A 12,368-nucleotide genomic window follows, 5' to 3' on the forward strand; every position below is an offset into this window, starting at 1 on the left:
TATAATCCTTCAAAGATACATGGCTCGATTTATTAGAAGATAATTTCTAAAGCCAATGCTTAATAAAGGTTATGGCGGGTGTAAAACAATTAGAACGTGATCTGATCCGTAGGTGGAAACATAAAGAGATTGAACTGAATAAGAAAGAAGGAAAATAAAAAGGGTGGTTAAAGAAATATCATAAAAATCATGCAGGAATGAATTATGCAGTAAAGCTTTATGAAGAGGTAGATATGAATGTAAATCAAATTTGTGAAATTACAAATATGTCTAGGGCCTCATTATTTAGAAAGCTATCGGAAAGGAACAGTTGATGAGTTATACTAAAAATCAGAAATATATAATAAGGGATAAATTCCATAGAGAGGTGGAATTACATGCCTAAAATTGATAATATGTTAGCGATTCTATGGATGCTTCGCTCAGGTAAAAAAATTACTGCAAAACAAATTTCAGAAAAGTTAGAGATGAATATAAGGACTGTGTATCGTTATATTGATACAATTTCAACAAGTGGTGTACCTATAATTTCAGAACCAGGACATAACGGTGGATACACGTTATTAAACAATTTTATTGAGGCTCCTCTTTTTTTTGATTTTGAAGAGCAAACTTCACTATTTCACGCTGCTGTTTTTGCAGAAGAAGCCGGATATTATGGAGGTGAAGCATTAAATAGGGCCATTTCAAAACTAAGTAAATACTCAAATCAAGAGCAGGAAGCAAAGATAAACCGACATTTAAGTAGTTTAGAAGTAATAAGTCGATTTAGTTCATCCTCTATGGAACATTTTTTGAAGGAGTTGGAGCAGGCCGTAACTGATGGGTATTCAGTAAAAATTCTTTATTATAAAAGTGGGAAAAAGCAATTAAATTATAGATTGGTCGATCCGTACAGAATTATCTATTGGAATAATAAGTGGTATGTGATTGGATTTTGTCATCTTAGGAATGATATCCGTAGTTTTAGGGTAGATCGAATTGAAAATTTAATGCTAACCGAAAATAAGTTTAACCGGCCAGAAAATTTTTCAGCACGTGACTTTTTTATAAAAAACCTTCTTCCAACTATAGAAGATAAGGAAGGGATTATTTCTTTGGTTATTAGTGGGGATAAAAGTGTATTGGCGGATATTTGCCAACATTGGTTTTTAGGACATTATTTACAAGTGCGGACTTCAAATCAAGCAGTTTTTCTTCTTGAAAAAGATATGATACATACATATGTACCTTATTTACTTTTACCGTACAATAAATCTATTAAAGTTATTGAGCCAATAAGTCTTAAGAAAAGACTTATTGAAGTTCTGTCGGAATTAATAAAATTTCATGAAGTATGATAACTTCCCTGACGTTAACTGTCAGGGAAGTTATATTATAATATCCATATCAATTGTGATTGGAGTGATATGGGATGCAAACAAAAAAAGTTTTTCTATATGTATTTAATACAATGTCGGACTGGGAATATGGATATTTAATTACCGAACTAAATTCAGGAAGATATTTTAAAAAAGATTTAGTACCTTTAAAAGTAATTACAGTAGGAGCTAATAAAGAAATGATTACTACTATGGGGGGACTGAGCATAAAACCAGATATTTCCCTTGATGAATGTACTTTTGAGAGTAAAGATCTTTTAATTTTACCAGGAGGGACTACTTGGAGTGAAGAGATTCATCAACCTATCTTGGAAAGAGTTGGCCAAGCTTTAAATTTTGGTACTATTGTTGCTGCAATTTGTGGTGCAACTGAGGCCCTTGCAAATAGGGGATACTTAGATACTAGAAAGCATACAACTAATAATTTAGAATACACTAAAATGGTATGTCCTAACTATAAAGGAGAAAAGTTCTATGAGTTGGGATCTGCGGTATCTGATGCGAATTTAGTTACTGCAACAGGAATAGCTCCTCTGGAATTTGCGATGGAAGTACTGAAAAAATTAGATGTATTTGCACCAGATACATTACATTCATGGTATAACCTAAATAAAACTCACAAACCTGAATACTTCTTCCAGTTAATGAATTCAATAAATTGCTGAACTAAAAAATCAACTAAGCAGTTTTATATTTGTTTAAAAAATAACCATGCTCTAAACAATGTCAAAGCATGGTTATTGAATATAACTTAATAATGGTTATAAAGTAATGAAAATTCCTTAACGTTGTATATTCGTATTTTCCTGACGTTACCTCTATAAAAGGAAATATGATAACAATCATATACCGGAAGTGATGGAACTGAGTTATAAAAAGTAGAAGAAAAGTGTTACATTAATACTTTTTAGAGCACCCAATTGTTGAGTGCTCTTTTTGTTTAGGACATAATTGTTTTAAATGGAAAAACCTACCAATAGATGATATCTTTAAAGTATAGCATTTATTTTGAATGGGAGGGTGATGGAGTCTATGGGGGTACGTATAGTCGATGATTTACAGCAATTATCGTTATTACTAATGTTTTTAAGTACATGTATATTTTACAAATATTTAAAAAAGGTAAGATGAGAGAGGAAATTGACTGGTTTTGAATGGACAATGTATTATGTCACTTAATTTGCGACATTAATTTGGGCATTCACTTATTTTATTAAACACTTAGCTGAATCGTAATTTCTATTCATTTAATCTAGTGTATTGTTATCTATTAGGGATATAAATATAGTCTGTATCTAAATCAATGACAGCATCGCTTAGGACTTCTTCTTGTAGTAATTTTGAGAATTTTTCAAAGTGATACCGTACACAAAATAAGCTTAGAAGATTTTCGTTAGATAACTCTTCATTTTCAACATTTATATAGAGGAATTAAGTCAAAGAATAATTACTCCTTTAAAAGTATTTGTCTTATATGAATAATGAGCAAAACGAACAGATACTTGTCACATAGCCTACATATGTTTCGACACTAATATAATAACAGGGCGCGGAGTAACATGTACGAGAATTTTTTATAGGTACATTGGGTATGTAAACCGGGCTGGTGTTTTGCGCTTTTATTATGTACAAATAGTATATTATCTTTCTCAATGTACATATTAAGTAAAGTGTTTAATATCATGTACATAAAAGGCGGGGTAATATGGATGAAAATAAGAAAGATGAAGAATTGATTAAATTTAAGAAACAATGGTTTAATGAAGATAATCAACCAGTAGCTGGTATAGAGTTAGCTTTACCGCCTGATATAGGCAGCATGTTAGACTTGAAATCAGTTGATGATAAAAGTGGAGAAAGTAATAATGAATAAGTTTAATCTATACGCATCCATTTGGATGCTTTTGTTTTTTTGACAATAGAAAATAGATCATCAAATCCTTATTGAAAAAAGATGGATCTCTAAATAGATCCATTTTCTATACATGTAAGTTTTAATTTTCACCAAAAAGTTTAAAGTGCATCTAGAATGCTAATAACATTTACCATTAAAGGATTGGGCTATTATGCATATTATTGTTGAAAGCATTATTTTAATTCTCACTGGGATTCTTGCATTAAAAATGACAGGTAGTAAATCTGTTAGCCAAATGACAAGAGCTGAAATCATTATAGTAGTATCAATTGCGCGTATTATTGTAGAGCCTGTATTAAGTAGGAAAGTAGTCCCATCTATATTTGCAGCTGTAATATTTGCAAGCGTACTTCTTATCATTCATTTCTTTGAACTGAAATCAAGGAAGGCGGAACAATTCCTAAATGGCAGTAGCTTTGTAATTGTTGAAAATGGAGAGATTATAAAAGCGAACTTGATGAAGGCAAAAATGTCTGAACAACAACTTTATATGCAATTAAGAGAAAAAGGAATACATGATTTAAAGATTTTGCAGCAAGTTACAGCTGAGCCGAATGGGCGTATTGGTTATCAATTAATAGAGAAAGCTCAACCGATAACTTTAGAAATGTTAGAAAAAATATTAGATCAGTACAATACAAAAAGATAATTTCTCTTGAGAAAAGCTAATACCACAACGAAAGTATTGGCTTTTTTTATTTTTCTACAAAAACATATGGGGTGATAAAAAGAGTGAGTTTTACACCAATCTTTAAAATAGATATAGGCTTATTAATATGCTATATTCAATAGAGCTATAGTGACTGTGGTGAAAAAAGCAGCGTTAAAATGAATAGGTCTTTCATGTGATATTAAATATGAGATGAAAATAAGGAGATAGAAATATAATGGAATTTTGGGAATCAAGCTTTATTGAGAAACAGACGATGTGGGGGTTTGAACCTACAGAATCTGCACTTTTGACAAAAGATTTTTTTGTGGAAAACAATGTTAAAGACATGTTAGTTCCGGGTATTGGATATGGGAGAAATGCAAAGGTATTTATCGAAAATGGTATAAATGTAACAGGTATTGAAATTTCGAAAACAGCGATCGATTTAGCAAGAGAAAACGGATTAGAAGATGTTAGTATGTATCACGGTTCGGTAAACGAAATGCCTTTTGATAATAAACTGTATGATGGGATATTTAGTTATGCACTTCTTCATTTGTTGAATGAACAGGAAAGAGAGAAATGTATTAAAGATTGTTATAATCAGTTAAAACCAGGAGGATATATGGTTTTTACAACTGTTTCTAAAAAAGCTCCCATGTACGGAAAAGGAAAACAGTTGGATAAAGATTATTATGAGATAATGGAAGGTGTAAAAATGTTCTTCTATGATTCTGAATCTGTAAAACAAGATTTTAATAAATATGGATTAGTACAAGTTTCGGAAATTGATGAACCAAACAAGAACATGACAAATAAACCTTCAATCAATTTTTTAATGATAAAATGCAAGAAAGAACTATAACTAAAAGTTATTAACAATTATTAAAGATGTTTATATATTGATTATGCACAAATAAAAAGGACAAGCATATAATAGAATTACCTATTAACTTTAAGTAACCTTAACTTTCGTTAATAGGGTATCTCAAAATCCCTAAAAAGAGCACTTGCGGAAACAAGTGCTCTTTTATTTTTTGTTTATTAAATGTGATTAATTTTGTTCGACTAACATGGAATTTTAAACCATTATTTTATATAAAGTGGTAAGATAAATAGGGAAATGTGTAAGGGGGCGGTGGATTTGAAATTAAAAGAGCTGGCGAATTTGTTATTAATTAAAGAAACCATTGGGGATATGAATGTAGAAATTACGGGATTAGAAATGGATTCTAGAAAGATCACTAGCGGAAATCTTTTTATATGTGTATCAGGTATTGATGGTTTTCTTGAAGATAGACATCAATTTGTTGAAGATGCAGTAAAAAATGGCGCGGTGGCGCTAATAGTAGAAAGAGATGTAAACATTGAAATACCTAAAATAATTGTTAAAGATGCTAGGTATGCTATGGCAGTTATTGCATCACATTTCTATGGTTACCCATCCAATAAAATGAAGCTAATTGGAATTACAGGAACAAATGGTAAAACAACGACTTCCTATTTGATTGAAAAAATTTTAAATGATTATGGATTTCAAACAGGGCTAATGGGGAATAACGGAGTGAAAGTGGGTTCGAAATGGTATCCTACTGATATTAATACGCAAGAACCTCCGATACTTCAACGGAATTTGCAAATGATGAAAAATCAAAATGTAGATTATTGTGTTATGGAAGTTACCTCACAAGGGTTACATATGGAGAGAGTTAAAGGATGTGACTTTAAAACTGCTGTTTTCACAAATTTAACGCAAGATCATTTGGATTATCACGGAACATTTGAGGAATATAAGCACGTAAAAGGTCTTCTTTTTTCAAGATTAGGAAATGATTTTTCTGCTATAGATCAAAAAACTGCTATTTTGAATGCAGACGATCCATCGGTAGAATACTTTAAAAAAATTACTTCTGCTGAAGTGATTACATATGGGATAAATAATGGTGCAGATGTTCAAGCCAAGAGCATAACTTTAAGTTCAAAAGGAATACAGTTTTTAGTTTCTTCCTTTAATGGAGAAATAGAAATTAATCTAAATCTAGTAGGCCGTTTTAATATATATAATGCATTAGCAGCAATAGCAGCTGCAATGGTTGAAGGTATTCCACTTACTAACATTAGTGACAGCCTATCTAACTTAAAGAACATTGAAGGTAGGATGGAAATCATAGATGAAAACCAAGACTTCCTTGTAATAGTGGACTATGCACACACACCTGACGCGTTAGAAAATGTTCTTTCAACAATTAGCGAGTTTTCAAAAGGTAAAATTATCACTATGTTCGGCTGCGGTGGAGATAGAGACGCAAAAAAACGACCTATAATGGGTGAAATTGCTGGAGGTTATAGCGATTTTGTTTATATAACTTCTGATAATCCACGTTCGGAGGACCCGCAGGCAATAATGAAAGATATTGAAAAAGGATTTTTACAGAATAATTATTTGAATTATAAAGTAGAAGTTGATCGTGAACTAGCTATAAATCATGCGATACAAATGGCATCTTCTAATGATATTGTTTTGATTGCGGGAAAAGGGCATGAAACGTATCAAATATTAAAAGATTCAACTATTCATTTTGATGATAAAGAAATTGCTCGACAAGCAATTAAAAATAGTAGATAGGTTATCTTTTAAAAAAGATAGGATGAGATTAAGTTGTGAATGGAGTGTTATTGAATGCAAACAAGAAAAGCTTATTTCTATGTAGCGTCTGGTGAAAATCTTATTACTGCATCTGGAGTAGCTCCTTTGGAATTTGCGATGGAAGTTCTAAAAAAATTAGATGTCTTTGCGCCGGATACACTCCATTCATGGTATGAATTAAATAAGACATATGAACCGGAACATTTCTTCCACCTAATGAATTTGCTAAATAGTTAAGTCGTTTTGTATGTGATTTCTAATAAAAACCATGCTTCTAATGATGTCGAAGCATGGTTTTTATACTTCTGTTTAATTAATATTTTATGTTGTTATTTCTGAACAACAAAAGTAATAGCATTTGTTTTTAATAGGATGTGTCTTTCGTTTCGGACTATATCATAAGCTAATTCTTTTGTTTCAACTTTCATTTCTTGCCAGTCTTTATAAATATTTTTTAATAGATGTATCATTTTATCAGTAGGAAGGTTAATTTCAATTAAAGCATCTAATTCTTCATTCGTATGTAAGTCAATTTCTTGTATGTTTGAGTTAATAATTAAACAATTGATACCACCAATCTTTGTACCTTTTTTCATAGAATGGAGCACGTTTTTTAAATCTTCTTCTGATTCAATATGCTCTAAACTTGATACTGCAACGATATAATCATAAGTGTTAGGGGCAAAATAGTAGTTTTCAATAGCTGCTTGTTCTGTTTTTATAACTTCAAATACATCCTGTTCTTTGCTATAAGTTTGTAATTTTGTTAAAGCGGAATCCAGTAAGTCCACACAAGTAACAGTGCCGCTACCATTTTGTATCTTTTGTGCGATTGGAATGCTATTTCTTCCAACACCAGAGCCGAGGTCAAGTACTTGCAAGTTGTTTCTTCCTTCAAAGTAATCCAGTAAGTCCATAACTGTTTTAACCGGTTTGTATAGCCAAGAGCCGGTTTCAAATAGTTTATATTGTTCATAACAAAGATCGTGATATTTCATTTCTTCGGTTCTTATGTAATCGATACGGTTCATATAGTTTCAGCTCCAATATTATTATTGCGAAATGAATGGGTAGGACAACCTTTTGTATTTGTTTGAATTCGAAAAATACCACCAGCATGTGGATATTTTTTCAATTCGTCATCCGTCATTCTTGTTCTGGCTGTTGTAACATATAGGTCTGTTAAATTAGGTCCTCCAAATGTACAAGACGTTACATATAGCGCTGGAATTGGGATGCTTAATATTCGTTCTCCAGTTGAAGGATTCCATCTAGTAATCTTTGAACCTCCCCAATGAGCAATCCATAAACAACCTTCCTCGTCAATTGTCATACCATCAGGTAGACCTTCATTTTCAGGAAAAATGATTACATCACTTGGATTACAAATTACTCCAGAGCATATATCATAATGAAAACGAACTACTTTTTTAGTAGGTGTATCAATATAGTAAAGGTATGTATGGTCAGGTGACCAAGCTATGCCATTTGATGTATTTACATGTGAAACTTTTTTCTCTACCTTTAAATTATTATTTAAACAATACAAGGAACCAGCAGCATTTATACCTTATATATCTGTAGTACCTGCCCAAAAACGTCCTGCTGGATCGCATTTTCCATCATTAAAACGATTTTCAAATAAATGTGGTTCAGGATCAAAAATATGTGTTAGTTTTTCTGTTTTTACATTAATAGAATAAAAGCCGTTTTCCATAGCTAGGAGTAGTACGTCATCTAAATATGGAACAACACAGCCAATTTGTTGATTGAGAGCAATTACTCGGTTTGTATTAGCAGTAGGATTAAATATGCATAATTGTTTCTCCACAATATCAACCCAGTATAAAAGTTGCTTTTTTTCAGTCCAACAAGGCCCTTCAGCTAAACTAGCTTTCGCATCTAAAACTAATTCTATATTACTTATCAAGATTTTCACCTCACTTTATAAGATATTTCTATAATTCGATATGAATAGAGGTAAACCTTTTAATCAGAAGATATTAAGATTTGCACTATAGAAAACTGATTTTCTCAAGTGATTAAAAAAATGTATAAACATGGAGAGGAAAATGCATATGATGTTTTATGAAATTGTTTGCTTTTCTTGTAAAAATATATTTCGTGTTTACGAAGGTAGTGAAAAATATAAGCGATTTAAAGAGAAACCAAAAGGGGTATATTGTTGTGATGAGTGTAGTCACAAAATTCAATTAGAAGCGATAAAACATTTTTTTAGATAGTTATTTCGTTCGGAAAAGTTTGACAATAAAGGTATTATAAATTATCATATGAAAAAACTAATATATAAAATAGCATGGAAGAGAAGAGTAGTTAAGAAAAGGATACGTACAGAGAGCTCTGGTAGCTGAGAAAGAGCGGTATACATCTTGACGAAAAAAGACTTGGAGCTGCGCAAGGAACTAATTTGTTTAGGGATGGTGCGACGGGTTCTCCCGTTATAGAGATAGGGTATACGCAAATTTTGCCGTACCTGAAGAGGTTAATATGGCAACATATTAACAAACTGAGGTGGTACCGCGAAGTTAACAACTCTCGTCCTCAAGATGAATAATCTTGGGGGTGGGAGTTTTTTTATTGCATAAAACTGAAAGTGTGAAAACAAAAAATCAATTGAGGTGAGTAATATATGCATTGGGCGTATGAAGTAGCACATGAATTAATAAGGAAACATCCAAACAAAGAAACTTTTGTTTGCGCATCTGGAATCAGTCCATCTGGTTCTGTTCATATCGGGAACTTTCGCGAAATAATAACGACTTATTTCGTTGTAAGAGCCCTTCAAGATTTAGGAAAAAAGACTCGTTTTATATTTTCGTGGGATGATTATGATAGGTTTAGAAAAGTTCCTAAAAATATTGATCCATCTTTTGTAAAATATATTGGTATGCCATACTGTGATATTCCAGATCCATATGGTTGTCATAACTCCTATGCAGAGCATTTTGAAAAAGAGTTTGAGGAATCGCTTCGAGTATTTGGGATTGAAGTGGAATTTATATATCAACATGTTGAATATAGAAGTGGAAGATATAACAAAAACATATTGGAGGCTTTATGTAAAAGAAAAGAAATATATGATATTTTAATGAGTTTTAAAACAGGAGAATGTAGTGAAGAAGAGCGAGAGGGCTTTTATCCGGTTACATTATATTGTGAGAAATGTGGGAAAGATGCAACAACGATTACACATTTTGATGAAGTATTAAAAACAGTACGATATAAATGTGAATGCGGAAATCAAACTGAATTATCGGTATTAAATACAAATAAAATGAAACTGAATTGGAAAGTCGATTGGCCGATGAGATGGATGATAGAGGATGTTATTTTTGAACCGGGCGGAAGAGATCATTCCTCGGAAACGGGTAGTTTTAATGTATCAAAGGAAATTGCAATGAAAATATTCAATCGTGAAGCTCCTCATTATATTGCTTATGATTTCATTGGTATTAAAGGGAATCATGAAAAAATGTCAAGTTCTTCAGGGAATAGCATTATACCTAGTGATTTGTTAAAAGTGTATTTACCAGAAGTGATTCTTTTTATGTTTGCTAAATATAGACCAAACGCAGCTTTTCATATCGGTCTTGATGAAGATGTAATTCGCAATTATACAGAATATGAACGATTGAAAGATAGTTATGAGAATAAAACGCTCAAAAATGAAGATTTATTTGAGGCAATTAAACTTTCTAGAGTTGATAGCAGAATTAAAGAATATCCGAAATTTAATCAAGTAGCAGGAACGTTACCGCTATTAAATTTTGATTCATCTATTTTACAAGGTATATTAGAAAAAACAGATAGGAATTATGCATTAGAGAATATGATAGCGATAAGCAAACGTGCAGAGTATTGGGTTAGAAACTTTCAAACTGAAAAATTAATTGCTGTAAATCAAGAGAGAAATATAGAGTTTTACAATACATTAGATGAAAGACAGAAAGAATGGGTAGTAGAAGTTTGCAATATACTTCGTTTTAACAAAGATTACGCTCACTTAATGGAGCAATTGTATTCGATTTGTCATGATGAAAATAAAAAAATAATGAAAGAAAATCAAAAACAATTATTTATTATTATATATAAGCTCATTATGAATCAGTCCAGTGGCCCTCGAATACCGTTATTAATACATGTAGTAGGCATCGAAAAGTTTATCACATTATTAGATTTCTAAAAAATAAAGGGAACGCAAGTACTCAGCTAAGTACTTGCGTTTCACATTTTACTACCGTGAATACATTTTCGGACATTCATCACCACTAGGTTCATAAAAACAATGGCTTTTAAACTGTCCTACAAACGGCTGGTTATACCATTCAGGTGGACAAGCACCAACTGGACGGAAATACCAAAGAGCCCACCTTGCTGGCCAGCGCCACTCACCTTGTAAAACTTTTCTTGCGATGTCTTTTTCTGATTCACGTGCGCGTTGATAAAAATATCCGTATTGCACTGCTTCAAATCCGCCGGGACTTTGATATACTGCATCACGTACAGTTCGAAGTTGTTTAAAATCTAAGCAATCACAAAATACACGATTTACTACTACGCAACCAACAAGTTGTTCACCCTGTCGACCTTCTCCTTCAGCTTCAGCACGAATTAAACGAGCTAGTAAATCAACATCACTTTCGTTATATGGAATAAGGGGCATAGTGCTACCACCTTTCTTTATCTGATATAGTAAAGAGTGTATGTATGAAAATAAGCCATGTGCTTTTCTATATGTAAATTCATAAATTTTTAAAAGGAGCTTTTATAAAAAACGCTAATTAATAATTGTAGACCAATATAAAAGGGGAGAGATAAAATGCATCGCATCCATAAAGAACATATCATATACGCAATGTCACCAGATAATAAGCCTTGTATCGAAGTAGAAATAGGGAGTCGTCTTGTATTTGAAACATATGATTGCTTTGAAAATCAAATTGACTCTGAAGATGTTGCATTTCAAGAATTAGATTGGAACCGAATTAATCCGGCGACTGGACCAGTATATATTAAAGGTGCAGAACCTGGTGATATTTTAGTCGTAACGATTGAAAAGATTAAAATTGCAGAGCAAGGCGTTTTAACTACAGGGGCGAATCTTGGTGTAATGGGTGAAGAGCTAAACGAAAATACAGTGAAAATTGCTCCGATACATAATGAACATGTTTTATTTTCAAATGAACTACAAATTCCGATTCATCCAATGATCGGTGTAATTGGTACTGCGCCGAAAGAAGAGAGCATTTCATGTGGCACACCGCATGATCACGGCGGGAATATGGATTGTAAAGAGATAAAAGAAGGGACAACGTTATTATTACCTGTAAATGTTCCTGGTGCTCTATTAGCATTAGGCGATTTACACGCAGCGATGGGTGATGGTGAAATTGGTGTTAGTGGAGTAGAAGTTGCTGGTGAGGTGACGGTAACTGTTCAGATTATAAAAGGAAAGAAATGGCCACTACCAATGGCTATCCAAAAAGAAAAAGTAATGACGATTGCTTCAGAAAAATTGCTAGATGATGCAGCGAATCGCGCTGTACGTAATATGGTTACATTTTTACATAAAGAATTAGAAATATCTAAAGCTGATGCAACGCTTTTATTATCAGCTGCCGGTGATTTAAGAGTTTGTCAAGTTGTGGACCCGCTTAAAACAGCACGAATGGAACTTCGTATGGACTATGTGGAGAAGTTAGGTTTTGACTTTAGTAAATTTCATATTAAATAAGAAATAATAGAAGAAGG

11 protein-coding genes, 3 pseudogenes and 1 other annotated feature are annotated in these 12,368 nt (G+C 32.4%); of the genes and pseudogenes, 11 read left to right on the forward strand and 3 right to left on the reverse strand.

All coding sequences use genetic code 11. From position 1 onward, the window contains the following. Positions 1–5 precede the first annotated feature (5 nt). The 8 genes and pseudogenes from ACZ76X_RS00520 to ACZ76X_RS00555 all read left to right on the forward strand — a co-directional run. Positions 6–314 (forward strand): annotated as a pseudogene (locus tag ACZ76X_RS00520) (helix-turn-helix domain-containing protein); the annotation flags it as partial. Between the two features lie 63 nt (positions 315–377). Then, on the forward strand, positions 378–1,340 hold the full coding sequence (locus ACZ76X_RS00525; RefSeq protein ID WP_098783698.1) for a helix-turn-helix transcriptional regulator: 963 nt from the start codon (positions 378–380) through the stop codon (positions 1,338–1,340). 74 nt (positions 1,341–1,414) lie between these two features. Then, positions 1,415–2,047, forward strand: coding sequence for a type 1 glutamine amidotransferase family protein (locus tag ACZ76X_RS00530; protein WP_479849116.1), 633 nt, complete (start codon positions 1,415–1,417; stop codon positions 2,045–2,047). A gap of 1,040 nt (positions 2,048–3,087) precedes the next feature. Beyond that, a complete protein-coding gene (locus ACZ76X_RS00535) occupies positions 3,088–3,255 on the forward strand; it encodes a hypothetical protein (protein ID WP_479849117.1) in 168 nt (55 codons plus the stop codon). 193 nt (positions 3,256–3,448) lie between these two features. Further along, positions 3,449–3,946, forward strand: a complete 498-nt coding sequence (locus ACZ76X_RS00540) for a DUF421 domain-containing protein (protein ID WP_479849118.1) — start codon at positions 3,449–3,451, stop codon at positions 3,944–3,946. 238 nt (positions 3,947–4,184) lie between these two features. Further along, positions 4,185–4,814 carry a class I SAM-dependent methyltransferase gene (locus tag ACZ76X_RS00545; protein ID WP_479849119.1) on the forward strand — a complete coding sequence of 210 codons (630 nt, stop codon included), beginning with the start codon at positions 4,185–4,187 and terminating at the stop codon, positions 4,812–4,814. A gap of 279 nt (positions 4,815–5,093) precedes the next feature. Then, positions 5,094–6,575, forward strand: a complete 1,482-nt coding sequence (locus ACZ76X_RS00550; protein WP_479849120.1) for a UDP-N-acetylmuramoyl-L-alanyl-D-glutamate--2,6-diaminopimelate ligase — start codon at positions 5,094–5,096, stop codon at positions 6,573–6,575. A gap of 87 nt (positions 6,576–6,662) precedes the next feature. Then, positions 6,663–6,833: pseudogene (locus ACZ76X_RS00555) on the forward strand (hypothetical protein); the annotation flags it as partial. Between the two features lie 92 nt (positions 6,834–6,925). On the opposite strand, the gene ACZ76X_RS00560 reads toward ACZ76X_RS00555, so the two are convergent. Beyond that, positions 6,926–7,627: a class I SAM-dependent methyltransferase gene (locus ACZ76X_RS00560; RefSeq protein WP_479849121.1), complete on the reverse strand. Its 702-nt coding sequence runs from the start codon at positions 7,625–7,627 to the stop codon at positions 6,926–6,928. Beyond that, positions 7,624–8,526 (reverse strand): annotated as a pseudogene (locus ACZ76X_RS00565) (SMP-30/gluconolactonase/LRE family protein). The gene ACZ76X_RS00560 and the pseudogene ACZ76X_RS00565 overlap by 4 nt, the downstream one beginning before the upstream one ends. Before the next feature lie 142 nt (positions 8,527–8,668). On the opposite strand from ACZ76X_RS00565, the gene ACZ76X_RS00570 reads away from it, so the two are divergent. Both ACZ76X_RS00570 and lysS read left to right on the forward strand, forming a co-directional pair. Beyond that, positions 8,669–8,839: a DUF2197 domain-containing protein gene (locus tag ACZ76X_RS00570; protein WP_033694550.1), complete on the forward strand. Its 171-nt coding sequence runs from the start codon at positions 8,669–8,671 to the stop codon at positions 8,837–8,839. 66 nt (positions 8,840–8,905) lie between these two features. Then, positions 8,906–9,163, forward strand: a binding site (T-box leader). 83 nt (positions 9,164–9,246) lie between these two features. Next, positions 9,247–10,800 carry a lysine--tRNA ligase gene (gene lysS, locus ACZ76X_RS00575; protein ID WP_479849122.1) on the forward strand — a complete coding sequence of 518 codons (1,554 nt, stop codon included), beginning with the start codon at positions 9,247–9,249 and terminating at the stop codon, positions 10,798–10,800. Positions 10,801–10,851: 51 nt separating this feature from the next. Here the strand turns inward: lysS and ACZ76X_RS00580 are convergent, their stop codons facing one another. Beyond that, entirely contained in the window at positions 10,852–11,280 is a 429-nt protein-coding gene (locus ACZ76X_RS00580; protein ID WP_098669265.1) for a cell wall hydrolase, read from the reverse strand. A gap of 156 nt (positions 11,281–11,436) precedes the next feature. Between ACZ76X_RS00580 and ACZ76X_RS00585 the strand changes: the two genes are divergently transcribed. Next, complete coding sequence (locus ACZ76X_RS00585) at positions 11,437–12,351, forward strand: acetamidase/formamidase family protein (protein ID WP_479849123.1); 915 nt, start codon at positions 11,437–11,439, stop codon at positions 12,349–12,351. Positions 12,352–12,368 lie beyond the last annotated feature (17 nt).

This window comes from Bacillus sp. BC05(2025) (genome assembly GCF_056725905.1).

Excerpts from the sequence above, each read along its gene's own strand:
- ACZ76X_RS00525 (WP_098783698.1), top strand. The coding sequence starts at position 378 with ATGCCTAAAATTGATAATATGTTAGCGATTCTATGGATGCTTCGCTCA.
- ACZ76X_RS00530 (WP_479849116.1), top strand. The coding sequence starts at position 1,415 with ATGCAAACAAAAAAAGTTTTTCTATATGTATTTAATACAATGTCGGAC.
- ACZ76X_RS00535 (WP_479849117.1), top strand. The coding sequence starts at position 3,088 with ATGGATGAAAATAAGAAAGATGAAGAATTGATTAAATTTAAGAAACAA.
- ACZ76X_RS00540 (WP_479849118.1), top strand. The coding sequence starts at position 3,449 with ATGCATATTATTGTTGAAAGCATTATTTTAATTCTCACTGGGATTCTT.
- ACZ76X_RS00545 (WP_479849119.1), top strand. The coding sequence starts at position 4,185 with ATGGAATTTTGGGAATCAAGCTTTATTGAGAAACAGACGATGTGGGGG.
- ACZ76X_RS00560 (WP_479849121.1), bottom strand. The coding sequence starts at position 7,627 with ATGAACCGTATCGATTACATAAGAACCGAAGAAATGAAATATCACGAT.
- ACZ76X_RS00570 (WP_033694550.1), top strand. The coding sequence starts at position 8,669 with ATGCATATGATGTTTTATGAAATTGTTTGCTTTTCTTGTAAAAATATA.
- lysS (WP_479849122.1), top strand. The coding sequence starts at position 9,247 with ATGCATTGGGCGTATGAAGTAGCACATGAATTAATAAGGAAACATCCA.
- ACZ76X_RS00580 (WP_098669265.1), bottom strand. The coding sequence starts at position 11,280 with ATGCCCCTTATTCCATATAACGAAAGTGATGTTGATTTACTAGCTCGT.
- ACZ76X_RS00585 (WP_479849123.1), top strand. The coding sequence starts at position 11,437 with ATGCATCGCATCCATAAAGAACATATCATATACGCAATGTCACCAGAT.